The sequence below is a fragment of the Cupriavidus sp. 05N38 genome (assembly GCF_056397345.1).
On sequence record NZ_JBFTNF010000018.1, the window covers coordinates 84,499 to 107,114 of the forward strand.

The window sequence follows — 22,616 nt, forward strand, 5'->3', positions numbered from 1 at the left end:
GTATGACCGGGATCTGAGCCGGCCGCGCCCGGGCCAGCCCGAAGTCTCGGCGTCCTATACGAAGGTGTCAGGACCCTCGGCGCGCATGCGCGGCGATGCCGGGGAAGGCGGCGCGGCTGCCAGCCCGGCGGGATGTTCACGACCCGCCCGCCGTCGCCGGCGCATGCTGGCAGCACTTGTGCCGGCGCATTACGCGCCGTAATAGAAGGGGTTGCGCACGGCATCGATGCGCGGCTGGCCGGCGCTCATCCGCATGCTGGCGTTCGCCTGCAGATGGCTCTGCGCCTGCGGTTGCGTGTTTGCCGCCGTCCTGGCCGCCGCCGCATCTTCTGCCTGCACCTTGGCTTCGGCGGCCTGGATGTCCTGGGGATAGGTCGGGTCGTCGCCGCCGCCCGGCCGGTAGCCTGCCTGTTCCAGCCGGATCAGATCGGCGCGCACTTCGGCGCGGGTCAGGGGCGCCTGCACGCTTTGCGCGAAGGACAGGGCCGGCACCGCCAGGGCGCAGGAAATCAGTACGGTGCGAACGAGTGCTTTCATGATGATTTACCTCTATCAGTAGGGATCGCCCGGTACCGCCGGAGCCGCGGCGCTTTTATCGAGATGATGAAAAGCTGTACCCAGTATTGGTTTCGCCCACTGACCTCTTCCTGACCAACTCATTACAATCCCGTCACGTTCGCCCGCGCAGTCCCACAGGAACGCGACACAACGAGTCAAGCACTTTGCGCCGGTTCCGGCGTCTGGAATGCCAGCCAGCCGGCCGGGACGCCCCCGGCCGGAACGCTGACGCRTCGGCAAGCGCTATGCGAGGTGCGCCGCGAAGCCGGACCGATCGGGTGAAATATCCGGTCGCAGCGTGAGTTCCGGGATGTCGTATGCGCCCGCGTTCTGCGGGCGAAATGGTATCGGCGCGGTCTTCCAGAGATCGTCCAGACGTTGCCCTAGCGCGTCGCGGATCCCTGCGAACCGGGCTTCGTCCATCCGGCTTGTCCGGTAGACCACGAACGGTGGCAGGACGTCGAAGCCGGGGTAGTACAGCACTCCATGCTGAATGGGGAACAACACATCATCCATCGGGCCATTGATACCGCGCGGGCCGTAGTGAGACTCCCATCCGCCCGCCGTGACGATCAGCATCGCCCGTTTTCCGGCCAGCGTGCCTTCCCCGTAGCGGTCGCCCCAGCGGGCGTCGGAGTGCTCGCCCACGCCATAGCCGAAGCCGTACGCATAGGTGCGCTCCACCCAGCCCTTCAGGATGGCGGGCATCGAAAACCACCACAGGGGGAATTGCAGAATGACGGCATCCGCCCACCGCAGCTTGTCCTGTTCGAGCGCGATGTCTTCGCTCTGCCGGCCATTCTCGAATGCGCGCCTGGAATCGAGGGCCGGGTCAAAGCGGGCATCGCCCTGCCCGTCCATGCTGTCGGCCGCGTCAAGCGATGCCTTCCACTTCATTGCGTACAGATCCGACACCTGGACGAGGTGCCCGGCATCCTCAAGTCGCCTGACCGAGAAATCCTTGAGCGAGCCATTCAGCGACCTGGGTTCGGGATGGGCATAGACGAGCAGAACATTCATGGCAGTAGCCTCCGTTGCTGGAAGATCGCAAGGTAGGCCTTTGTCAGGTATATTGGAAATGAATAATCAATATTCCAGGTATTACGATGAATAATCTGCGACGGCTGGACCTCAACCTGCTGGTGACGCTTGATGTCCTGCTCTCGGAGCACAACGTGACGCGCGCCGCGCAACGCCTGAATTTCTCCCAGCCATCGGTCAGCGTCCATCTCGCCAAGCTCAGGGATATCTTCGCGGATCCATTGCTGCTGCCGGGGCCACGCGGGATGCGCCCCACCGCCAGGGCCGAGGAGCTACGCGAACCGTTGCGGCAGGCACTGGCTGCGCTGGATCGCGCGGTGTCGCCCGCCAGCCCCTTCGATCCGGCCGGGTCCAGTCATACCTGGCGCGTTGCCGCATCCGACTACAGCGAATCGACAGTCCTGCTGCCTGCCCTGGCCGGGCTGCGTTCGGCGGCGCCCGGCGCCCGGCTTGCCGTGCTCGAGCTCGCGCCCTCGCGCATCGCCAGGCAAGCGGAACAGGGGGAGATCGATCTCGCGTTCCATACCAGCGACGAGGCGCCGTCGGGCTTGCGTTGCCGCGCGCTCTTCACGGAGCGGTATGTGCTGGCTGGCCGCGCCGGCCATCCGCGCCTGAGAAGGCGGCCAACGCTTTCGCAATTCCGCGGACTCGATCACGCCATCGTGTCGCCGGATGGCGGGGGCTTCCGCGGCATCACGGACGAGGCGCTCTCGGAGGCCGGCCTGACGCGCCGGGTTGTGCTTTCCGTTCCGCACTTCCTGTTCCTGATGTCGGTGCTGGCGAGCACCGATCTCGTGGCGATGCTGCCTGCGCGCCTGGTTCGCGACAACCCTGCACTGCGGGTTGTCGAGCCACCTCTCGAAGTACCTGGCTACGAGATGTCCATGCTCTGGCATGAGCGCTCCCATCGCGACCCCGCGCATCAATGGCTGCGCGAGCACATCGCAAGTTCGGTGTAGTCCGTGCAATGCCTGGCATGCCGGGTAGGGAGAGGCTTGCCGCGACAGCAGGCGCCGGGTCGCCAGACGRCTCCCTGGCTGGCCGGGGACTTTCCTGCGGCAATGCCCATTGGCGCTAACATGGAGGCCTGACGACACCGCAAACGGCAACACCATGACAAACGCTAGCCCACCCCCGCCCCGCCAGAGCTACCACCATGGCAACCTGCGCGAAGAGATGATCCGCTGCGGCAGGGAGATCCTGGCATCCGAAGGCGTGCATGGACTGACGCTACGCTCGGCTGCCAGGCTCGCCGGCGTCTCCCACGGCGCGCCACGCAATCAGTTCGCCGACAAGGAAGGCCTGCTTGCCGCGATTGCCGCCGATGGATTCCGCGAGCTGGTCGCCGTGCGGCGGGCCCGGCTGTCGCCCGAGATGGCCGCCGGGGAGCGGCTGCTGACGGTCATGGACGGCTACATCGAATTCGCCGTCAGGCATCCGGCCCTGTTCTACCTGATGTTCGGCCCGCAGATCGTCGGCAAGGAGAACTATCCCGAACTGCTCGAAGCGGGCAGCGCGTCGTACCAGCTCCTGTTTGGGGCGGTGCAGGATTACTTCGAAGAAAACGGCCTCGCGGAGCAGTTCGACGACATGATGGTGCGCTGCGCCTGGTCCGCCATGCACGGCGTCGGCATGTTCTTCAGCGCCAAGCCCACCGGGCCCACCACGCGGCCCAAGGTCGCGCTGGCGCAATGGCGGCAAGGCGTGCAGCAGTTCGTATTGACGGGATTGCTGGCCGCGGGCAGGGAGAAGGCAGCGGCCAGCGCCGCGGCGGCGCCCGCCGCTGCCGCGAAGCCGCGGACACGGCAGCGGGCCGCCGCGCGGTCGTAGCGAACGCTGTGCGCGCCGGCACTTGCGCCAGGCGCGCCGAGCGTTGAGCGTCAGGCAGGAAGGCGTGCCATGCTCAGCCGTACCCCGCAACGCCGACCACGGGGTGCCTCACGTCGCGGCGGCCGATCAATGCGCTGGCCTCGTCCGCCCTGCCGTCCTTGATAAACGCAGAGACCAGCGTCAGCTCCACCAGGTCGCGCTGGGCGCGGCTGCCGCCGATCCTCACCGTTTGCGGCAAGGCGCGCTCCAGGTGCCGGATCGCGCCGTTCCAGTCCCCGGCTGCGTAGGCAGCAAAGCCGTCGGCCAGGGCGACGACCACCTCGCCGGGCGGGTACAGGTTCTCGGCGATGCGCTGACGGATCTCCGCGAGGCGTCGCTCGAGGCAGACGCTGTCGCCATGGACCACGCAGGCAATCAGCGCGTGCACGTCGGCATAGCCCAGCCCGGCCTTGGGAAATGAACGCAGCGCGTGCGCATGGACTTCATTCCACAGCGTTGCGTTTCTCGGCTCGCCGGCAAGCTCGGCGCGCCACAGGAAAGACGCCGCGTCGGTGACGACATTGATCGGCGGGCCCCACGCGCCGCCCGGATGGACGCCGGCGCGATAGGCCTCCCAGGCGCGCTCGAGCCGTCCCGCCGCCAGCGCCGCCAGCGCTACGTGCCATGACAGATGGCAGTGTGTCAGGCTGCGCTTGGGCAGCGCCGGCAGCCAGCCTTCCAGGTGGTCCAGCAGCGCGGCCGTCTCGCCGCGCTCGTACATCACGTGAGCCCGGAAATGCGCGGCGTGGGCGTTGCGGGAATTGGCGGCAAAGCTGTGCTCGATCAGCGTCCATGCCTGTTCCAGCCGCCCGGTTTCGCAGGCGGCGAACGAATATACCGCGTCGAACCACCAGTCCTGGCCATAGGCTGGCGCCAGCGAGGCCAGCAGTTGGTAGAGCTGCTCTTCGTGGTCCGGATCGCCGCTGAAGCCATAGAGGCCGAACACGCTGGTAGCCGGCGCCAGCACCATCGCATCGCGCGGCCAGGCCTGCAAATGCGCCAGCATGGCCTGCATCGCCTGCGCGGGCTTGCCCTCCACGCCGAGGCTGATGACGTTCACATGGCTCTGCTCGCGCGCCGAGGCATTGGCCGCCAGCTCGCGCGCCCGGCCGGCGGCCTCGCGCGCGGGCGCGATCTCTGCGTCCAGGAACATGCCGCGCGCCTGGGCGGCGTGCGCCAGCGCCAGGCGGGGATCGGCCGCGATGGCCTGCCCCAGGGACTCCCGGTACCCCGCCACCCCTGAGAGCACGCTATCCACGCCCGCCACATAGGCGTCCCGGGCGGCCGTCGATGTCGTTGTCAGTGTCAGCCCGTATCTGTCTTCCAGCATGATGCCCTCTCCCGGCCTGGGTCTACCTCACACTAGCCGGTCCCTCTTTGGCAGGCAAGAACCGGGGCCGGGACCGGGCCGCCGGAGGTGCGCCGGAGGTGCGTTGCGGAAGCGGATGGCGTGCGGTCACATAGTTTCACTTAAAGAAACAATGTGTTTGTATTTTTCATAACCATTTACTTATTGCTGTCACATAGACGTCTTAATCTCTCGGAGCCATACGGGTGGAACGCCTCCGCTCGCTGCCAGAGGCAGCAGGCAACTACTCGCTCAAATAGAAACCGAGAATGTCCGTGAAAAAAAATCTCCTCGCTTTTGCCGCAATTGCGGCAGCTTGCACCGCCTCCGGGTCCGCCTTCGCCCAGGCCGCTTCCGCGGTGACGCTCTACGGCATTGCCGATGCCGGCATCAGCTTCCAGAGCCATGTACAAGGCGCCAACGGTGGCGGGTCGGTCACCGGCGTTACCTCCGGCGGCCTCTCCGGTTCGCGCTGGGGCATCCGTGGCACCGAAGACCTCGGCAACAACCTGAAGGGCATCTTCGTGCTGGAAAGCGGCATCGACCTCGACACCGGCAAATCCGGCCAGGGCAGCCGCCTGTTCGGCCGTCAGGCCTATGTCGGCCTGCAAGGCAACTTCGGCACCGTGGCACTGGGCCGCCAGCAAAACTCGCTGTACGACCTGTTCGGCGCCTACGACCCGATGGCCGTCGGCACCAGCTACTCGCTCAACTCGGTCGATACCCAGGGCTTCAACGGCCGTGCCGACAACGCCGTCAAGTACACCGGCAGGTTCGGCGGCCTCACCGCCACCGGCTTCTACAGCTTCGGCCGGGACAGCAATGTGGCCAACGGCGGCGAAGTCCCGGGGAGCTTCCAGGTCGGCAAGAACTTTGGCGGCGGCCTGGCGTATGAGAATGGCCCGGCTTCGGTGGGTATCGCCTATGACCAGTACCAGGGCAGCAGCGTCGCCACTTCCGGCGCCGCCGCCAAGCGTGTCGCCATCGGCGGCGCCTATGCGTTCGGCAATGCCAAGCTGTTCGCCGGCTACCGCTGGCTGCGCGACGATGCCACCACTGCCAACGTCACCCGGCAGGACAACCTGTACTGGCTTGGCGCGCTGTACAAGCTGACGCCGGCCCTCAGCCTGACCGGTGCGGCGTACTACACCGATGCCCGCAAGGACAACAACGATTCGTGGATGTTCGTGATCAACGCCGACTATGCACTGTCCAAGCGGACCGACGCCTACCTGCTGCTCGGCTACGTGAACAACAAGGGCAAGGCAAGCTACGGCGTGACCAGCGCGACCAACACGATCGCGGGCCAGAACCAGACCGGCGCCATGCTTGGCATGCGTCACCGCTTCTGATGCCTGCGGCGGCATGACCCGGCGGGGCTTTCGGGGCCCGCCGCCAAAGATCATATCGACCTTGTCATTTCCTTACCGGGTGCAAGGACGTTTGGCCGGCATGCATGCCGGCCTTTTTTCCTGGCATCGCCGCAGCGCGAACGCGTCCGCCCGACAGACGCGCCGCCCACGGCACCATTGCCCGGTTCAGGCTGCGCGACGCGAGCCGGCACCTTCGCCGCCAGCACGCCCTTCGAGCAGGTCGAGCGCCACGTCGACGATCATGTCCTCCTGCCCGCCCACCATCCCGCGCCGCCCCGGTTCGACCATCAGGTCGGTGCCGATATTGCCTGAACGACGATGGCGGCCTTGAGCTTGCGTGTCATCGTGGATTCTCCGCCAGGGCTTACTCGACGCTGGCCCCGCTGGCCTTGACCAGCGGCGCCCAGCGCGCGTTTTCGCTGTTGAGGAAGGCGCCGAACTGCGGCGGTGTCATGGGCATGGGCTCGAGGCCCTGATCGGTGAAGCGCCTGACGATTTCCGGCGATTTCAGCGCCTTGAGCGCTTCCTCGTTCAGTCGGCTGATGATGGCGTCGGGCGTGCCGGCCTTGACCACCATGCCGAACCAGACCCCCGCGTCGAGCCCCTTGACACCCAGCTCCGACAGCGTCTTGACCTCGGGCAACTGGGCGGAGCGCCGCTGCGACGCGATCGCCAGCGGCTTGACCTTGCCGCCCTTGATAAGCGGCGAGGTGGTGATGACGGGATCGAACATCATGTCCACCTGGCCGGCCATCACGTCCTGCAAGGCGGGAGCGGAGCCCTTGTAGGCGACATGGGTCAGGTGGCCGCCGGACTTGTCGGCGAACAGGCCGCCAAGCAGGTGGCCGATCGAGCCGATGCCCTGGGAGGCATAGTTCACGCCGCTGCCTTTGCTGCGCGAGAGCTGGACCAGGTCGCTCACCGAATTCACGGGGCTGCCCACCGGCACCACGAGCACCAGCGGCGAGCCGGCCAGCGCGGTGACCGGCTTGAAGTCCTTCAGCGGATCATAGGAGAAGTTGCGGTACAGGCCCGGGTTGATGGCGAACATCTCGGTGGCGCCGATGAAGACCGTGTAGCCGTCCGCCTCGGCGCGCTTGACCGCCTGCGCGGCAATCTGCCCGCCGCCGCCCGGCCGGTTCTCCACCACCACCGGTTTGCCCAGGCCGGTCTGCATCTGCTGCGCGAGCTGGCGCGCAATCATGTCGGTGACGCCGCCGGCGGGGAACGGCACGACCAGGGTGACTGGCCGGCTCGGATAGGTGTCTGCCATGGCCAGGGGCGCGGCCAGCGAAGCGACGGTGGCGACGATGGCGCTCAGCAAGAGCGGCTTGAGGCTCAGAGTCTGGGTCAGGGTCTGGGTCTGGGTCTGCACGGCTTGTCTCCTGTCGTTTTGGTCGGGCGAGCCGCTACCGCGGCCTCTGTGCCCGTGATGAGGGTGTTGCGAAGTGAAGCTGCTGCGGGGTTCCCGGTGAATCCCGGCGAATCTAGGCGAAGGCCGGGGATCAGTCTTGCGCGAAGCGGGCGCGAACGGTGCCGACGCCGGCGATGCGTGCTTCGTAGACCTGCCCGGGTTCCACCGCCACCATCGGGCCAAGCGCCCCGGTCAGGATCAGGTCCCCGGCGCGCAGCGGATCGCCCAGCGATGCCAGCTTGCGGGCAAGCCATACCGCGGCGTTGAGCGGATGGCCGAGGCAGTCTGAACCGGTGCCGGCCGATACCCGCGTATCCGCGCGGAACATCTCCATCTGCACGGTCTTCAGGTCCAGGCCCGCCAGCGGCACCGGGACCGCACCCAGCACCACCAGCCCGCTGGAAGCGTTGTCCGCCACGGTGTCGACGTAGGAGATATTCCATTTGTCGATGCGGCTGCCGACCACCTCGATGGCGGGCAGCACATAGTCGACCGCATTGATGAGATCGACCAGCGTCGCGTCGATGGCGGGCACGTCGTGCTTGAGCACCAGCGCCACCTCGGCCTCGGCCTTGGGTTGCAGGGTGCGGGCCACGGGAATGGGTTCGTCGTCGCCATAGACCATGTCGGCGAACAAGGTGCCGAAGTCCGGCTGGTCGACGCCCAGCTGGCGCTGGACCGCCAGCGAGGTCAGGCCGATCTTGCGCCCGATCACGCGGCGGCCCTGCTCGCGCCAGGCGTCGACGTTGGCGCGCTGGATCGCGTAGGCGACACCGGCACCGCCGCCCGCGATCTCGTCGCGCAAGGGCCCGATGGGGACGCGGTCGGCTTCCGCGCGGCGCAGGCGCTCGGCGAGCGCGAGTACGGTCTGCTGGCTAGTGGTCATTTGCATGGCAATCGAAGCGTTCGGGTTGATGAAGAGATGCCGCTTGCGTGGCGCAGCGGCCGTGCATGACACCAAAGCCGGCGATCCATTCCGGGATCGGACGGTAGTAGTCGATCTCGGCCTGGTAGCGCCCGCCCGCCGCCAGCGCGCCGAAGGCCGCGATCCAGGTGCGGATCTCGTGCGCGGACTTGCCGCCCTCGCGCGTGATGGCCTCGTCGGTCATGCCGTCTACCGCCGTCAGCTCGCGCCTGGCCAGCAAGGCAAGGAAGGCCCGGTCCCACTCGGGATTGAGCGCGTGCAGCGCACTGTCGCCCGCGCAGAATGCGCTGGCGGCGGCGATGGTGCGTGCCTGCCGGGCGGCGCGGGATTCGGGCGAAGGATTGCGCCCCGCGATCAGCCGTTCGACGTTCTCTGCGTGGCCCGCGGCGATGGCGGGCTCGATCTCGGGTACCGGCGGCTCGTGCGAGATGCCGCCCGATCCGATCACCAGGACCCGCTTGCCCAGGCGCCCGGCAAACCGCCCGATCGCGTCACCCAGCAAGCGTGCCCGCCGGCACGAGGCCATCGGCGGCGCGACGGAATTGATAAAGACCGGGATGACGGGATAGCGGTCGAGGCCGCCGGTCAGGACCTCCAGCGCCTGCGCGCAGCCGTGGTCGACCTGCATGCGGTACGACACGGCGACATCGATATCGGCGGCCAGCACCGCATCGGCCAGCGCCAGCGCGGTCTGGCGCGGCACGTCGAGCGGCCCGGCCAGGCTCTTGAAATCGCCGATCGCGGTGGCCGCCGCGCCAATGCAGAACGGCGGCATCACGTCGTAGAAGAAACCGTTGTAGTGGTCGGGCGCGAAGGCGATCACCAGTTCCGGATCAAAGGCCCGGACGCGGGCGCGCGCTGCCGCCTGCACCGCCTCCACCTCGGCGACGATGGCCGGGTCCGGGTCGAAATAACCGTGCAGCGGCGTGTGCGAAAGGCACTCCAGATGGATCGTCATGCCGGGCTCCCTCCGGCGAGCGCCAGGACCTGGCCATCCGGCGCCATGCCGCGCGCGGGCAGGCACGCGCCGTCCGCGTGCGCCGTGCCGGCGGCGGGCACCAGCGCCAGCTTGTCGGCCAGCGCCATGATCGACTGCGACACCTCCTGCGGCGAGCACGTCCCGGCGACGAAGCGGTCCGGCCTGAGCAGCACCATGGCATGGGGCTGCCTGCCGAACCAGTCCTTGAGCCGGCCCTGGACGTCCCCCACGGCGATGACCCCGGGCGGAACGTCGGCGCGGTAGGCCAGTTGCGGGTCGGGCTTGGCGATCACGAAGCAGGCACCGAGCCGCTCCCACACCACCCGTGCCTGCGGCGTCAGGCCAAAGGTGGGATCGGTGCCCCAGCCGACGATGGCGAGGCGGTTGCCGATCACGTCGTCCAGGCGCATGACGCTTCCCTGCTCCGTGCGCACCATCGGCTGGATGAACATCCGGCCCACCGGCGAGTTGCCGGCCGGATCGCGGCCGTGCACGATGCGCCCGACCAGCGACTCGCGCTTCTCGCACATCAGTCCGAGCAGGCGGCCCAATGCCGAGTTGCCGGCGCGCTCCAGGCGCCGCGCCAGGAAACCCGGCGCGGCATCGCGCTCGGGCAACAGCACCACCCCGCTTTCATAGCGCGGCATCGGCTTGAAGCGCATCTCCACGAAATACTGCTTGACCGGCGGGAAGGCGTTCATGACCCGCGTGAACCCGTCGCGCAGGCGCGCACCCGTGCGGCTGGCCGGGGCGAAGATGTCTCCCGCCACCTCGGACAGGTGGATCATCGAGCGGGCGTGCGCGCGCCGCTCCATGCCATAGGTATCGAGCAGGCGCTCCTGCGCCTGGCCCTTGACCACCATCGCAAGCTTCCAGGCCACGTTGGCCGCATCGCGGATGCCGCTGTTGTAGCCCTGCCCCTGCCACACCGGCATGATGTGGGCCGCGTCGCCGGCCAGCAGCACGCGCCCGGAGCGGAAGCTGCGTGCCAGGCGGGCGTTGTGCGTGTAGACGCGCTTGCGGATGTAGTCGACCTTGTCCGGCTCCGGTACCAGCTTGCGCATCAGCGCGGCCAGGTTCTCCGGCCTCGACAACTCTTCCTCGGTTTCGCCCGGCATCACCATGAACTCGAAGCGGCGCACGCCATGGGGCAGCGCCGCGGACACATAGGGGCGCTCCGGATCGCAATGCATATAGATATGGGGCGTGCCGATCGGATCGTTGCGCACGTCGACGACGATCCACTGGTTCGGCTTGGTGCGGCCCTCGAACGGAATATCGAGGCTGCGCCGCACGAAGCTGTTGCCGCCATCCGCGCCCACCAGGTAACCCGCGCGCAGCACCGTTTCGGCGCCCGTGGCACCGGTCGTGCGTATCGTCACGCCGCTGTTGTCCTGGGTGAAGCCGGACACGGTCTGGCCAAACAGGATCCTGACGTGCGGGAAGCGCGCCAGCCCTTCGTAGAGCACGCGATCGGCCAGCGGCTGGATAAAGGCATTGCGGCGCGACCAGCCGAATTCATCGGTGCGGGGCTCGATCGAGGCAAAGCAGCGGCCGCCCGGCGTGACGAAGCGCATCCAGTGGTGCGGTGTCGTATGCGGCAGCAGCACTTCGGCCAGACCCACCGACTGGAACACGCGCAGGGCCTCGTCGTCGAGGCCGATCGCGCGGGGGTAGTCGATGATCTCGTCGAGCTTCTCGACCAGCGCGACGCGCACGCCCTGCAGGCCGAGGATATTGGCGATCATCAGTCCGACCGGGCCGGCGCCGATGATGGCCACGTCAGTCGTCAGATCCTGGGGGCGGCCGTCTCCCGCCGCCATCTCGATGGCGTTGCTCATGTCTCCTCCTTGCTTTTTTCAGGTCAGACGGTGGTCGCTTCCGGCACCGCCCTGCCCTGCAGGAAGTTGAGATGGATGCGGTTGAAGGTCTCGGCATCCTCGAACTGCGGCCAGTGCCCGCAGCCGTCCATCACGGTGAACAGCGCGCCCGGGATCATGGTCGCGATGCGGCGTCCTTCGGACACGTCGGCGGTGGGATCGTCGGAGGTCCACAGCACCAGCGTGGGTGCCTGGATGCGGCCGTAGTCCTGCGCGCGCAGGATATTGCGCTGTCGCGTTTCCATGTCCTGCAGCACCATGTTGCCGCGCTGGGCCTCGACCATGCCGGGCTGGGCATAGATGGCCTGGCGCGTGGCGATCAGGTCGTCGAAGGCCTTGCGCTTGTCGGCCATCAGCCATTCCACGCGTGCCTTGATGAAGTCCCAGCCGGGGTCTTCCACGGCACGCATCGACAGCGTCTTGAGCCGCTCCATGACGACCGGATCGGCCTGCGAGCCGCCCGCCGTGTTCAGCACCAGCCGCTCGACGCGCTCCGGATGATCGATCGCCAGGCGCGATGCCACCCAGCCGCCCAGCGACTCGCCGGAGAACGACGCGCGCCCGATGCCCAGGGTATCGAGCACGCCGATCACGTGATCGACGTAGGCCGACACCTCGCGCGGGCCATCGGGCTTGTCCGTCCAGCCGTGGCCGATCATGTCGATGGCCCACACATTGAAGTGCCCGGCATGCGCCTGCAGGTTGCGCACATAAGCTTCGGCATGGCCGCCGACGCCATGCAGCAGGATCAGCGCGGGCTTGTCGTCGCTGCCTGCGTGCAGGTAACGCGTGCGGATTCCGTTTGCGTCGAGCCAGCCCTGGCTGAAGGTGACGCCGCGCAACTCGCCCCAGATGCTCTCGTACGGCAGTCGGGCGGTGGACGGATTGACAGCGGGGGAAACGGCATTGGACATCTTTGCTCCTGATTTATCGTCATGTCGGCCCGGGCGGCCGCTGAACTTGCTGATCTGTGTGATGAAGCGAGTCTAGTGACCGGCTTGTCAGGCGACAAAAAAACGTTCAACATGTGCAAGGAATGCACATCGTTGATTTATAAAGGATTTTTGTGCCTGTCTCGACAACGGCAAGATCTTCGACGTATGCCAGCGTGCGCGGCCTGTCGCGCGGGCTGGCGGTATTGCAGGCGCTCAACCGCATGGAGAGCGGGCGCGCCACCGCGCAGCAACTCAGCGAGCAAACCGGCCTGCACCGCACCACGGTGCGCCGCCTGCTGGAGACGCTGATGACCGAAGGCCTGGTGAGGCGCAGCGATTCCGATGAAAGCTACCGGCTGACGCTGCAGGTGCGCGGGCTGAGCGAAGGGTTCACCGATGACGAGTGGATCTCGACGGTGGCCGCGCCGCTGATGGGAGAACTCCTGCAGCGCGTGGCGTGGCCTTCGGACCTTGTCACGCCGGACGGGGACGCGATGATCATCCGCGAGACCACGCATCGCTTCAGTCCGCTGTCGTTCCACCGCGCCATGGTGGGGCGGCGGTTGCCGCTGCTGCTGACGTCGGCCGGGCGTGCCTACCTGGCCTACTGCAGCGAGGTCCAGCGCGAGAACATGCTGAACATGTTGCGTGCGGGCGCGGGCGGTGCCGAACAGGCCGCCCTGGCCAACGATGCAGTCTTCATACGCAAGCTGGTGGAACGCGTGCGTGCCGACGGCTTCAGCACCAATCGCGGCGACTGGGCCGAGCAAAGGAAGATCGGCGGGCTGGCCGTACCGCTGCGGCACGGCGAGCGCGTGCTGGGCAGCCTCAATGTCGTGTATCTGTCGGCTGCCATCGACGCGCAGGAAGCCATCCGGCGTTTTGCCGGGCCGCTTCAGGAAATCGCGGCGAAGATCGAAGCCGCGCTAGGCGAAGTCCTGCGCCGCGGCGAAGCCGACTGAGTGCCACGCACCCATGCCGGCCCGGCGGCCTTCGCAAAGGCGCCCTGGGCCGCCTTCATGCACCTTCACGGTTCTTCATGCGCCTGAAGGTGCCGTAGCTGTATCTGTAGCCGCGGCCTCAGCCGCCGGCCCCGGCCTTTGCCGGCAGCCGCCAGTTCGGCCGGACGAAGTGACAGGTATAGCCCGAAGGGTAGCGTTCGAGGTAATCCTGGTGTTCCGGCTCCGCCTCCCAGAACGGTCCCGCCGGGGCCAGTTCCGTTGCGACCTTGCCCGGCCAGACTCCCGACGCGTCGACATCCGCGATGGTGGCTTCGGCTACCTGCTTCTGCTTGTCGTCCGCGTAGAAGATCGCCGAGCGATAGCTCGTGCCGACATCGTTGCCCTGACGGTTGCGCGTGGTCGGGTCATGGATCTGGAAGAAGAATTCCAGGATCTGGCGGTAGCTGATCTTCTGCGGATCGAAGACGATCTCGATCGCCTCGGCATGCGTGCCGTGGCTCCTGTAGGTAGCGTTGGCGACGTCGCCGCCGCTATAGCCGACGCGCGTGGCGAGCACGCCGGGATAGCGGCGCAGCAAATCCTGCATGCCCCAGAAGCAGCCGCCCGCAAGGATGGCTTTTTCCTTTGCCATGGTCATTCGATACTCCCCTTGCCGAAGTTGAGAAAACAGGCGGCCATGATCTCACGCCGGACGGCTTTCTGCCGGCCCTCCCGCCCCCCGCCGCGGCCACCTCTTTCGTGGCACGCCTCTTGCTCGATCCGGATAGCATGGCGGCAGCGCGCCTTCGGCGACGCCCCCGGCCAGCCATGCACAAGCCACAGCAAACGGAGATGACCATGAATCCCCCGCATGGAGTGCGGAGCCCGGCGGAACGCGGCGGCTCCCGGCAACGAAACCATATCGAACAGCCCGGTGAAGGCCGCAAGACCGCCCAGCCCGGCCAGCGGGACCCGCAGAGCACGCAGCCGGCCGACCGCACCGCCAGGACCGGCAGGGATTCCCCCCAGCAATAGCATCGATAAGCTGCGATAGCCGCGATCGCTGCCGGGCCACCCGACGACCCGGCTGCGCGATCTTGGCCCACGCGGTTGTAACGCCGCCATGTAAAACTTGCAGCCCGGACTTGGCGTGCCGGCTGGTGCCGGCCTTTTGCCCGGCGGACGTGACATGCGCTGGCGGCACACGCGGCACACGCGGCACACTTGCGGCAAGATCGGCCGGAGGGTACGAACGGCACCGGCTGCTTGGCGGTGCGGCCGGATCGGCAGGGTCGCAGGGTCACAAGGATCACAGGGACGAGCCATGAAGACTTTCCACTGCGGAAAATGCAGCAACCTGGTGTTCTTCGAGAACGTGTCCTGCGAGCGGTGCAATGCCTTGCTCGGCTATGTCCCGGCGATTTCGCAGGTGTGCGCGTTCGAGCCTGCCGGCGACGGGCTCTGGCGCTGCCTGAACGAGGGGGCCGACGGCGCGCTCTACAAGCAGTGCCACAACTACGCGGTCCAGGATGTCTGCAACTGGATGATTCCGGCGGATTCCGAGGACACGCTTTGCGAGTCGTGCGAACTGACCCGCACGACGCCGTTCCTGGCGACGCCGAACAACCGCCTCTACTGGTGGCGGCTGGAGACGGCGAAACGGCGGGCGCTCTACACGCTGGCCGCGCTCGGCCTGCCGGTGGTTTCGCGCGAAGCCGATCCGGAGGGCGGCCTGCAGTTCGATTTCCTCGAGGACGTCGGCGACGAGCGCGTGATGACGGGCCACGACAACGGGCTCATCACCATGAATATCGCGGAGGCCGACGACGCGCACCGGGAGAAGACCCGCTCGGAGATGGGCGAGCCCTACCGCACGCTGCTCGGCCACTTCCGGCACGAGATCGGCCACTACTATTTCGACCGGCTGGTTGCCGGCACGCACTGGATCGTGCCGTTCCGCGCCTTGTTCGGCGATGAGCGCGTGGACTACGCCGACACGCTGGCGGCGCATTACGAGCAAGGCGCGACGGACGGCTGGGAGCAGGCGCACGTGAGCGCCTACGCGGCCATGCATCCGTGGGAGGACTGGGCGGAGACATGGGCGCACTACCTCCATATCGTCGATACGGTGGACACCGCCGCGGCCTGCGGGCTGGCGCTCAAGCCGAGTACCGCCGGGGAGCCCGTACTGACGGACCAGACGCCGGTGGAGGAATCCAGCTTCGATAGCCTGATGAACCGCTGGTATCCGCTGACCTATGTACTCAACAGCCTGAACCGCAGCCTGGGCCTTGCCGACGGCTACCCGTTCGCGCTCTCGCCGAAGGCGGTCGAGAAGCTGCGCTTCGTGCATGACGTGGTGTCCGCCGGACCACAGCCGAAGGTGGCCGCGGCGCCTGAGGCGATCGTTGCGGAAGCCGCAGCCACTGCAGCCACTGCAGCCACTGCGGCCACTGCGGCCACATCGGTCACGGCAGCGGGCGCCGCCGGGTAGTCCGGCTAGCCCGGCCCCGCCGAAGAAGCGTCGCCGCCCGGCCCGCTCTCCCACGACACACTGGCGAATGCCTGCACAAGGTAGTCCACCAGCCGCCGCACCTTGAGCGGCAGCTGCTTGCGCGTCGGGTAGACGGCGTAGACCCCCAGTTCGCCCGCCCGATATGCCGGCATCAGCTCGACCAGCGCGCCGCTGCGCAAGTCTTCCTGCAGCAGGAAACTGGGTTGCAGCATGATGCCGCCGTGCGCCAGCGCGATGGCGCGGCAGGTGTCGCCGTTGTTGGCATAGACGCGCGCGCGGGTGCTCACGCTCACCTTGCCATCCGGGCCTTCGAAGTGCCATTCGTCGCGGCCGGACCAGTTGGCGTATGCCAGCACGCGGTGCTTCGCCAGTTCATGCGGATGGCGCGGCTCGCCGTGCCGCTGCAGGTAGGCCGGCGAGGCGCACAGGGTCATGCGGGTGCCGGCAAGCCGGCGGCTGATCAGTGCCGAACTTGGCATATCTCCGATGCGCACGGCCATGTCATAGCCTTCGTCGACCAGGTCCACCACGCGATCGTTGAGGGTAATGTCCAGATCGACCTGCGGATGCGCTTCCATGAAGGCGCTCCACAGCGGCGCGAGATGCATGATGCCGAAGGTCAGCGGCACGTTGATGCGGATCAGCCCGCTCGGCTCGCGCGTGCGCGAGGTGATCTCGGCTTCGGCATCGTCCAGCGCGCCGAGCACTTCCTTGGCACGCTGGTAGAAGATCCTGCCTTCCTCGGTCAGCGACAGGCGGCGGGTGGTGCGCTGCAACAGCCGCACGCCCAGACGCTGCTCCAGCGCATCCACATGGCGCGACACCGCGGCCTTCGACATGCGCAGGCCCTCCACCGCTCCGACAAAGCTGCCCGCCTCGACCACCGCGGCGAACACACTCATTTCCAGGGCCCGGTCCATGGCGTCCTCGTCTCTTGATTCGATTGTCCCGATTTTCGAGACTATATATCACATGGATTGCCGTTTATCGTGGCCAGCGAAGCTAATACACTTGCGCCATCGAAATCGGCCATGACGCCCGCGCAAGCCGGCGTGCCGCGGCCCATCGGAGCGTATTCATGTCAGCCGCACTTCCCGCCCTGTTCGTTTCGCACGGCGCACCCACCTTTGCCATCGAGCCTGGCCTGGCAGGCCCGCAACTGACCGCGCTAGGCCGCGCCCTGCCCACGCCGAAGGCCGTGCTGGTGGTGTCGCCACACTGGATGACGCGCGGCGGCGTTGGCGTGACGACCACCGAACGCCCGGAAACCATCCACGATTTCGGCGGCTTCCCCCCGGCCTTGTACGCGCTGCGCTATCCGGTGGCGGGGCATCCCGACCTGGCCATGCGCACCGTGGCCCTGCTGGGCGAGGCCGGCATCCCTGCCCGTGCCGATCCGCAGCGCGGCCTGGACCATGGCGCCTGGGTGCCGGTCCGGCATCTGTACCCGGATGCCCATGTGCCAGTGTTCCAGGTCTCGCTGCCCCAGCCGCTGGACCCGGCCGGCGCACTGGCGCTGGGGCGCGCGCTCGCGCCGCTGCGTGACCAGGGCGTGCTGATCGTGGCCTCGGGCAGCATGACGCACAACCTCTACGAGTTCCGCGGCCRCGACGGCRCCGATGCGCCCTACGTCGCCAGGTTCACGGCCTGGGTGCGCGAAGCCGTACGCAAGGCCATGCAGGACGGCGATACCGCCGCGTTGCTCGACTATCGGCGGCTGGCGCCGGATGCCGCCCGCGCGCATCCCACCGACGAGCATTTCCTGCCGCTGCTGGTGGCCGTCGGCGCGGCCGTGGCCGGCGAAGCGCTGCAGGTGATCGACGGCGGCATCGACTACGGCGTGTTGTCGATGGAGTCCTATGTCTTCGGCCAGCCGCAGGCCGCCGCCGCGCCGGTCGCGGCCTGACCAAGGAGATCCCATGCTGCCAGGCAGTGCCGAGATCGGCCCCCAGACCGAAGATTCCGCCAGCGGGCTGCGCTACCGTCTGCGTCAGGCCCACCCTGCCGCCGCACCCGCAGGTCGCCTGATCCTGCTGCACGGCGTCGGCAGCAACGAGACCAGCCTCGCCGGCCTGGCCGCGCTGACCGATCCGCGCGTGCAGGTCGTGCTCGTGCGCGGGCCGCTCACGTTCGCGCCGGGCCAGTATGGCTTCTTCGAAGTCAGTTTCCAGGGCGGCGCGCCCGCCATCGACGCCGCGCAAGCGGACCGCAGCCGCCGCCAGCTGATCACGCTGGTGCGGGCCCTGCATGCGCTGGACCGCGCGGAGGGCGCGGAAGATGACGCACCGCCCGTGCGCACGGTGATCGGCGGCTTCAGCCAGGGAGGCATCATGAGCGCCGGCGTGGCGCTCAGCGCGCCCGCCGACGTGACCGGCTTCGCCGTGCTGAGCGGCCGCATCCTGCCCGAGATCGAACCCCATATCGCGCCTCGCGCGGCGCTCGCCGGCTTGTCCGCGTTCATCGCCCATGGCGAATTCGACAACAAGCTGCCCGTGACCTGGGCGCAACGCGCCGGCCAGTGGCTGGATGCACTCGGCGTCGCGCACAGCTTGCGGCGCTACCCGATCGGCCACGAACTGAACGAGAATGTCGTCGCCGATTTCCAGCAATGGCTGGCCGGGCCGCTGGGGCTATCCGACCCGGGCAGGGGTCGCTCCACCGCCAATTCCGCTCCGCCCCGCGCGTGACCTGCCACCGGGCGGCCGCGCATTCATTTCCATAGGCATGTACAAGAAAGGCACCGCAGTAGAACTGCAGTTTTCCCCCGCGCGCTTGAACGACGGTGCGGGAGACCCGTACTGGATCGACCTCACCGCCGAAGAGGCGCAACGGCTCCTGACCCTGCTGCAGGAAAAGCTGGCCGCACCCGGGCAAGGCACGGCCGCGCCGCTGGTATTCAGCCTGGACGAGCCCGCTGTCGCGGCTGCGCCCGCGCCGGCTGCGACGCAAGACGCCGCCGTGGAGCAAGAACCGACGTCGCCCTCCAACGCCATCGAGTTCAGGCAGTGGGTGTGCATCATCTGCGGCTGGGTCTATGACGAAGCCGCCGGGCTGCCCGAGGAAGGGATTGCGCCCGGCACGCGCTGGGAGGATATCCCCGATGACTGGCGCTGCCCGTTGTGCGACGTCGGCAAGGAGGACTTCGCGATGGTGGCCTTCTAGGCAGTCCAGCCAGGCCGGGCCGGCAGCGCACCCTGTGCCGCCTGGCCTGCCGCCTGCCCTGCCGCCTAGAGCGAGTCCACCAGGCTGCGCACCACCTCGGCCAGCCGGGCGGCGCGGGCGCGCCCCTTCTGGTCCAGGTCCAGCGCGCCGCCGGCGGCCAGCGCCTGCAGGCCGAAGGCGGCGTCCGTCATATCGCGCCACGACGGATGATCGGCATGCATGGCGCCCAGGGCATGGGCCCCCGCGGCCAGGCGGCCGTGGTCCGGCTGCAGGCCGGCCGCCAGGTCTTCCAGGACTTCGGCTGCATCGATCAGGCCTTTGCGGTTCATCTTCCCTCCTCCCGTGGATCCGGCCGGATCGGCGCCGGCTTTTGACTGCATGTTAGGCGGCAAAGCATGCCTCCGCCTTTATCGATTCCCCGGACCACTGCGGACAGACGCGGCGGCCCCGCCTTCTCGCGCGCCAGCCGGGACATCGCCGAGGCGCGCCGGGCCCGGCATGCGCGAGCCGGCGCCGTGGCACCACACATTACATGGCAAGGCATCGCGAGCCATGTCTCGCTTTCCCTCGGTGGCATAACCGGGCGATGCCGCTACACTATGGCCTGACCCTGCCAGCACACCGAGACATCCGCCAGACATGAGCGAAGAACAAAAGAGCGGCAACGCCCCACATTCCGTACCCAGATCCCCCCCGGCATCACGTCCCTCCTCCCTGCGTCACGCAGCCAGCATCCTGGTCGTGCGCGACGGTGCCAAAGGCATGGAAGTCCTGATGGTGCGCCGTCCCGAGCGCAACGACGATCGCAGCAGCGGCGCCTTCGTCTTTCCCGGCGGCACGCTGGACCCCCAGGACCGGAGCCTGCATGCATTCTGTGCCGGCCTGGACGACGCGGCGGCAAGCCAGCGCCTCGGCGTCCCCGACGGCGGACTGGACTTCTACCTCGCGGCAGTGCGCGAATGCTTCGAAGAAGCCGGCCTGCTGTTCGCAAGCGATTCCGCCGGCACGCTGGTCGGGCTCGATGCGCTGCAGGCGCGCGATGCGCAACAGCATGGCTGGCTGCGCCAGTCCGCCCGCAGCGGCGGGCCCGGCATGGCGCAGATCTGCGAGCGCCTCGACGTGCGCCTGGCGGTGGACCGCCTCGCCTATCACAGCCACTGGCTCACGCCGCCCGGCCTGCCCAAGCGCTTCGATACCCGCTTTTTCGTCGCCCTGGCGCCGGCAGGCCAGACTGCCGTGCACGATGGCGATGAAGCGATGGAGCATATCTGGGTGCGCCCGAGCGACRCCCTCGACGCCGCCAAGGGCTACAAGTTCGTGCCGGTGACCCGGCGCACGCTCACCGCGATTGCCCGCTTCGAGACGGCGCAAGCGTGCTTCGACCATGCCGCGCAGCTGCGTGGCGTGGCGCGCATCATGCCGCGCCTGGCCCAGGGCAGCGGTGGCTTGCGCCCCGTGCTGCCGAGCGAGCCGCCCTATGCCGAGATCGAGCGCATCGACCCGCATGGAGAAGGCCATGCTCGCTACGAGCTGGCGACCGGCCTGGCCATGCGCCTGTCCGACCGCGTATGGCGCGTGACCGCCGGCAACGGCAGCGTGATGACGGGTCCCGGCACCAACACCTATTTCGTGGGCGATCCCGCCACCAACGAATGGGCGGTGATCGACCCGGGCCCGGACGACGAGGCTCACCTGGCCGCCGTGCTAGCCGCGGCGCCCGGACCGGTGCGCTGGATCCTGGCCACCCATACCCACCTCGACCACTCCCCGGGCACGCCGAAGCTGAAGGCCTCCACCGGCGCGCCCGTGCTCGGCCGGCCCGCGCCGGACACACCGCGCCAGGACCAGACCTTCCGGCCGGACCGCGTCCTGGAGCACGGCGAACGGCTGGCGCTGGGCGGGGACTGCACCCTGCGCGTAGTCCACACGCCGGGCCATGCCTCCAATCACCTGTGCTTCCTGCTGGAGGAGGAAAAAACCCTGTTCACCGGCGACCACGTGATGCAGGGTTCCACCGTTGTCATCAATCCGCCCGACGGCGACATGCACGCCTACCTGGCATCGCTGGCCGCGTTGCAGCAGGAGGACCTGGAGTGGCTGGCGCCGGGACACGGGTTCCTGATGGCAAAGCCAGCCGATGCGATCCGCACGCTGATCCGGCACCGGCTGCAGCGCGAGGCCAAGGTGCTGAACGCGCTGCGTGACCTTGGCGACAGTGCGCTCGAAGTCCTGCTGCTGCGCGTGTACGRCGATGTGCCGGAGCGCATGCTGCCGGTGGCACAGCGCTCCCTGCTCGCGCACCTGAACAAACTGGTCGTCGACGGGGCTGTGGTGGAGGATGGCGGGTTCTGGCGCGCGGTGGAACGCAAGTAGCGTGAGTCTTGCCGGAGGCGCCCGCGCGCGCCGCAAATGAAAAAAGGCTGTCGGGGTTCAGCGCCTGAACTCCGACAACCTTCTTGTCCCGGGTAGTACCGGGCAGGCGACACTACGCAACTCAGCGCCTGCCTTCCTGCTTGTCTGCCGTCCTGCCTGTTTCCCTTCCTGCTTGACTGGCGTGCGAGGTTTGACTCCTAGCCTGGTCTGACTTCTACTCCGACAGCGAAGCCATCAGCAATTGCGCTGCCGCCTCCAGCCGTTCGGGCGCGCCGAACAGGCGTGCCACTACCAGGCCGTTCTGCAAAGCACCGTAGATCACTTGCGCCAGCGCCTTCGGCGGTACCAGGTAGACCTTGTCGTAGTCCTTCTGCGCGCGTTCGATCAACCCCATCAGCCAGTTCTCGTTCATGCGGTAGAACGTCTTGAGCTCGGCGTGTACCGTCTCGGGCAGGCACAGGGTTTCGGTCGACAACATGCCAGCCAGGCAGATCTGGTCACCGCAGGCGGCATTGCGCAGGAAGCTGAGGTACACCTCGGCTTGGGCATGCGGCGGCAGGCTGGCGTCGATGTTGCGGATCCGCTCTGTGACGCGTGCGCTGTATTCCTTCACCGCTTCCAGCACCAGGTCGTCCTTGGCGGGGAAGTAATAGTGGATGCTCGAGGTTTTTACCCCGACCAGCTCGGCAAGATCGCGATAGCTGAAGCCGTTGAAACCACGGCGGCGGATCAGCACCAGCGTATGTTCGAGCAGTTGTTCGCGTACGGATTGCGTTTTCATAGCGTGATCTTATCTATCTGTCGATAGATCCTCAAGCCAATTCCATGTGCAGTCGCAAAAAGCCACCCAGGCTGCTCAGGAAGGCAGCACTTGGGCGACCACCGTGACCATAGAGCCGCTGACCAGGCAGAGCCCGACCCAGCCGACCACGATCAGGAAGCTGTCTCGTAGATTCATCATGCACTCCAGACTAGTAGCAATTGCCAGCCGGACGCCCCACCGGGTGCGATAGCCGGCACTTGCCGGCTACCCCCTGTCGCGATCCGGAACCATCTCCGACTGTGTTCAGGCGTTGGCGCCTTCGGTGAAGACATCGAACTTGCCGGTGCGGGCGCCRTCGGTGAAGGCATCGCGGTTGCCGCTGCGGGCGCCATCGGTGAAGGCGTCGCGGCTGCCGTTGCGCGCCGGGCTGGCCGACACGCCGACGCGGTCCAGGCCGGCCACGATACGGGCACCTTCGGTGTACGGGTCGAACTTGCCGGTGCGGGCGCCGTCGGTGAAGGCGTCGCGGTTGCCGTTGCG

Annotated in this window: 21 protein-coding genes and 2 pseudogenes; 9 read left to right on the forward strand and 14 right to left on the reverse strand. The window is 67.6% G+C overall.

Annotation, left to right across the window (positions count from 1 at the left end; translation table 11 throughout):
* Nucleotides 1-189: 189 nt before the first annotated feature.
* Both AC1DK4_RS15560 and AC1DK4_RS15565 read right to left on the reverse strand, forming a co-directional pair.
* Nucleotides 190-537 (reverse strand): DUF4148 domain-containing protein, encoded by a 348-nt coding sequence (locus tag AC1DK4_RS15560; protein ID WP_441619802.1) that lies wholly within the window; start codon nucleotides 535-537, stop codon nucleotides 190-192.
* A 264-nt stretch (nucleotides 538-801) separates the two neighbouring features.
* Nucleotides 802-1,578: an NAD(P)H-dependent oxidoreductase gene (locus AC1DK4_RS15565; protein ID WP_441619804.1), complete on the reverse strand. Its 777-nt coding sequence runs from the start codon at nucleotides 1,576-1,578 to the stop codon at nucleotides 802-804.
* Nucleotides 1,579-1,664: 86 nt separating this feature from the next.
* On the opposite strand from AC1DK4_RS15565, the gene AC1DK4_RS15570 reads away from it, so the two are divergent.
* Nucleotides 1,665-2,558, forward strand: a complete 894-nt coding sequence (locus tag AC1DK4_RS15570; protein WP_441619806.1) for a LysR family transcriptional regulator — start codon at nucleotides 1,665-1,667, stop codon at nucleotides 2,556-2,558.
* Between the two features lie 154 nt (nucleotides 2,559-2,712).
* Nucleotides 2,713-3,429 (forward strand): TetR/AcrR family transcriptional regulator, encoded by a 717-nt coding sequence (locus AC1DK4_RS15575; protein ID WP_441619808.1) that lies wholly within the window; start codon nucleotides 2,713-2,715, stop codon nucleotides 3,427-3,429.
* A 73-nt stretch (nucleotides 3,430-3,502) separates the two neighbouring features.
* On the opposite strand, the gene AC1DK4_RS15580 is transcribed toward AC1DK4_RS15575, so the two are convergent.
* Nucleotides 3,503-4,798, reverse strand: coding sequence for a tetratricopeptide repeat protein (locus AC1DK4_RS15580; protein ID WP_441619810.1), 1,296 nt, complete (start codon nucleotides 4,796-4,798; stop codon nucleotides 3,503-3,505).
* Nucleotides 4,799-5,091: 293 nt separating this feature from the next.
* Between AC1DK4_RS15580 and AC1DK4_RS15585 the strand changes: the two genes are divergently transcribed.
* On the forward strand, nucleotides 5,092-6,168 hold the full coding sequence (locus AC1DK4_RS15585) for a porin (protein ID WP_441619812.1): 1,077 nt from the start codon (nucleotides 5,092-5,094) through the stop codon (nucleotides 6,166-6,168).
* Between the two features lie 186 nt (nucleotides 6,169-6,354).
* On the opposite strand, the pseudogene AC1DK4_RS15590 reads toward AC1DK4_RS15585, so the two are convergent.
* The 6 genes and pseudogenes from AC1DK4_RS15590 to AC1DK4_RS15615 form a co-directional block, all read right to left on the reverse strand.
* Nucleotides 6,355-6,483 (reverse strand): annotated as a pseudogene (locus AC1DK4_RS15590) (4-hydroxy-2-oxovalerate aldolase); the annotation flags it as partial.
* Between the two features lie 70 nt (nucleotides 6,484-6,553).
* On the reverse strand, nucleotides 6,554-7,564 hold the full coding sequence (locus tag AC1DK4_RS15595; RefSeq protein ID WP_441619814.1) for a Bug family tripartite tricarboxylate transporter substrate binding protein: 1,011 nt from the start codon (nucleotides 7,562-7,564) through the stop codon (nucleotides 6,554-6,556).
* Nucleotides 7,565-7,694: 130 nt separating this feature from the next.
* Nucleotides 7,695-8,495, reverse strand: coding sequence for a 2-keto-4-pentenoate hydratase (gene mhpD, locus AC1DK4_RS15600; RefSeq protein WP_441619816.1), 801 nt, complete (start codon nucleotides 8,493-8,495; stop codon nucleotides 7,695-7,697).
* Nucleotides 8,479-9,486 (reverse strand): 3-carboxyethylcatechol 2,3-dioxygenase, encoded by a 1,008-nt coding sequence (locus AC1DK4_RS15605; RefSeq protein ID WP_441619818.1) that lies wholly within the window; start codon nucleotides 9,484-9,486, stop codon nucleotides 8,479-8,481. Before AC1DK4_RS15605 ends, mhpD begins: the two co-directional genes overlap by 17 nt.
* Nucleotides 9,483-11,348, reverse strand: coding sequence for a bifunctional 3-(3-hydroxy-phenyl)propionate/3-hydroxycinnamic acid hydroxylase (locus tag AC1DK4_RS15610; protein ID WP_441619820.1), 1,866 nt, complete (start codon nucleotides 11,346-11,348; stop codon nucleotides 9,483-9,485). Before AC1DK4_RS15610 ends, AC1DK4_RS15605 begins: the two co-directional genes overlap by 4 nt.
* 23 nt (nucleotides 11,349-11,371) lie before the next feature.
* The gene (locus AC1DK4_RS15615; protein WP_441619822.1) at nucleotides 11,372-12,301 is read right to left on the reverse strand and encodes an alpha/beta fold hydrolase; all 930 of its coding nucleotides are present in this window, start codon (nucleotides 12,299-12,301) and stop codon (nucleotides 11,372-11,374) included.
* 152 nt (nucleotides 12,302-12,453) lie between these two features.
* Between AC1DK4_RS15615 and AC1DK4_RS15620 the strand changes: the two genes are divergently transcribed.
* The gene (locus tag AC1DK4_RS15620; RefSeq protein ID WP_441619824.1) at nucleotides 12,454-13,284 is read left to right on the forward strand and encodes a DNA-binding transcriptional regulator; all 831 of its coding nucleotides are present in this window, start codon (nucleotides 12,454-12,456) and stop codon (nucleotides 13,282-13,284) included.
* Between the two features lie 118 nt (nucleotides 13,285-13,402).
* Here the strand turns inward: AC1DK4_RS15620 and msrA are convergent, their stop codons facing one another.
* Complete coding sequence (gene msrA / locus AC1DK4_RS15625; RefSeq protein ID WP_441619826.1) at nucleotides 13,403-13,921, reverse strand: peptide-methionine (S)-S-oxide reductase MsrA; 519 nt, start codon at nucleotides 13,919-13,921, stop codon at nucleotides 13,403-13,405.
* Nucleotides 13,922-14,587: 666 nt separating this feature from the next.
* On the opposite strand from msrA, the gene AC1DK4_RS15630 reads away from it, so the two are divergent.
* Complete coding sequence (locus tag AC1DK4_RS15630; protein ID WP_441619828.1) at nucleotides 14,588-15,757, forward strand: zinc-binding metallopeptidase family protein; 1,170 nt, start codon at nucleotides 14,588-14,590, stop codon at nucleotides 15,755-15,757.
* A gap of 5 nt (nucleotides 15,758-15,762) precedes the next feature.
* Here AC1DK4_RS15630 and AC1DK4_RS15635 read toward each other — a convergent pair whose 3' ends face one another.
* The gene (locus tag AC1DK4_RS15635) at nucleotides 15,763-16,698 is read right to left on the reverse strand and encodes a LysR family transcriptional regulator (protein ID WP_441619830.1); all 936 of its coding nucleotides are present in this window, start codon (nucleotides 16,696-16,698) and stop codon (nucleotides 15,763-15,765) included.
* 158 nt (nucleotides 16,699-16,856) lie between these two features.
* On the opposite strand from AC1DK4_RS15635, the gene AC1DK4_RS15640 reads away from it, so the two are divergent.
* From AC1DK4_RS15640 to AC1DK4_RS15650, 3 genes are read left to right on the forward strand one after another with little or no spacing between them, the layout of a single operon-like run.
* Nucleotides 16,857-17,684, forward strand: coding sequence for a dioxygenase family protein (locus AC1DK4_RS15640; RefSeq protein WP_477131623.1), 828 nt, complete (start codon nucleotides 16,857-16,859; stop codon nucleotides 17,682-17,684).
* Nucleotides 17,685-17,697: 13 nt separating this feature from the next.
* Nucleotides 17,698-18,465 carry an alpha/beta hydrolase gene (locus tag AC1DK4_RS15645; RefSeq protein ID WP_441619834.1) on the forward strand — a complete coding sequence of 256 codons (768 nt, stop codon included), beginning with the start codon at nucleotides 17,698-17,700 and terminating at the stop codon, nucleotides 18,463-18,465.
* A 37-nt stretch (nucleotides 18,466-18,502) separates the two neighbouring features.
* A complete protein-coding gene (locus AC1DK4_RS15650; RefSeq protein WP_441619835.1) occupies nucleotides 18,503-18,940 on the forward strand; it encodes a rubredoxin in 438 nt (145 codons plus the stop codon).
* Between the two features lie 65 nt (nucleotides 18,941-19,005).
* Here the strand turns inward: AC1DK4_RS15650 and AC1DK4_RS15655 are convergent, their stop codons facing one another.
* Nucleotides 19,006-19,269, reverse strand: coding sequence for a hypothetical protein (locus tag AC1DK4_RS15655; protein WP_441619837.1), 264 nt, complete (start codon nucleotides 19,267-19,269; stop codon nucleotides 19,006-19,008).
* Between the two features lie 310 nt (nucleotides 19,270-19,579).
* Here AC1DK4_RS15655 and AC1DK4_RS15660 point away from each other — a divergent pair, with 310 nt between their 5' ends.
* Nucleotides 19,580-21,313 carry an MBL fold metallo-hydrolase gene (locus AC1DK4_RS15660; RefSeq protein ID WP_477131624.1) on the forward strand — a complete coding sequence of 578 codons (1,734 nt, stop codon included), beginning with the start codon at nucleotides 19,580-19,582 and terminating at the stop codon, nucleotides 21,311-21,313.
* A 214-nt stretch (nucleotides 21,314-21,527) separates the two neighbouring features.
* Here the strand turns inward: AC1DK4_RS15660 and AC1DK4_RS15665 are convergent, their stop codons facing one another.
* On the reverse strand, nucleotides 21,528-22,094 hold the full coding sequence (locus AC1DK4_RS15665; protein WP_441619841.1) for a TetR/AcrR family transcriptional regulator: 567 nt from the start codon (nucleotides 22,092-22,094) through the stop codon (nucleotides 21,528-21,530).
* A 285-nt stretch (nucleotides 22,095-22,379) separates the two neighbouring features.
* Nucleotides 22,380-22,616, reverse strand: a pseudogene (locus tag AC1DK4_RS15670) (copper resistance protein CopQ); the annotation flags it as partial.

Coding starts and splice junctions, on each gene's coding strand:
- AC1DK4_RS15560 (WP_441619802.1), bottom strand. CDS start 537: ATGAAAGCACTCGTTCGCACCGTACTGATTTCCTGCGCCCTGGCGGTG.
- AC1DK4_RS15565 (WP_441619804.1), bottom strand. CDS start 1,578: ATGAATGTTCTGCTCGTCTATGCCCATCCCGAACCCAGGTCGCTGAAT.
- AC1DK4_RS15570 (WP_441619806.1), top strand. CDS start 1,665: ATGAATAATCTGCGACGGCTGGACCTCAACCTGCTGGTGACGCTTGAT.
- AC1DK4_RS15575 (WP_441619808.1), top strand. CDS start 2,713: ATGACAAACGCTAGCCCACCCCCGCCCCGCCAGAGCTACCACCATGGC.
- AC1DK4_RS15580 (WP_441619810.1), bottom strand. CDS start 4,798: ATGCTGGAAGACAGATACGGGCTGACACTGACAACGACATCGACGGCC.
- mhpD (WP_441619816.1), bottom strand. CDS start 8,495: ATGCAAATGACCACTAGCCAGCAGACCGTACTCGCGCTCGCCGAGCGC.
- AC1DK4_RS15605 (WP_441619818.1), bottom strand. CDS start 9,486: ATGACGATCCATCTGGAGTGCCTTTCGCACACGCCGCTGCACGGTTAT.
- AC1DK4_RS15610 (WP_441619820.1), bottom strand. CDS start 11,348: ATGAGCAACGCCATCGAGATGGCGGCGGGAGACGGCCGCCCCCAGGAT.
- AC1DK4_RS15615 (WP_441619822.1), bottom strand. CDS start 12,301: ATGTCCAATGCCGTTTCCCCCGCTGTCAATCCGTCCACCGCCCGACTG.
- msrA (WP_441619826.1), bottom strand. CDS start 13,921: ATGACCATGGCAAAGGAAAAAGCCATCCTTGCGGGCGGCTGCTTCTGG.
- AC1DK4_RS15630 (WP_441619828.1), top strand. CDS start 14,588: ATGAAGACTTTCCACTGCGGAAAATGCAGCAACCTGGTGTTCTTCGAG.
- AC1DK4_RS15635 (WP_441619830.1), bottom strand. CDS start 16,698: ATGGACCGGGCCCTGGAAATGAGTGTGTTCGCCGCGGTGGTCGAGGCG.
- AC1DK4_RS15645 (WP_441619834.1), top strand. CDS start 17,698: ATGCTGCCAGGCAGTGCCGAGATCGGCCCCCAGACCGAAGATTCCGCC.
- AC1DK4_RS15650 (WP_441619835.1), top strand. CDS start 18,503: ATGTACAAGAAAGGCACCGCAGTAGAACTGCAGTTTTCCCCCGCGCGC.
- AC1DK4_RS15655 (WP_441619837.1), bottom strand. CDS start 19,269: ATGAACCGCAAAGGCCTGATCGATGCAGCCGAAGTCCTGGAAGACCTG.
- AC1DK4_RS15665 (WP_441619841.1), bottom strand. CDS start 22,094: ATGAAAACGCAATCCGTACGCGAACAACTGCTCGAACATACGCTGGTG.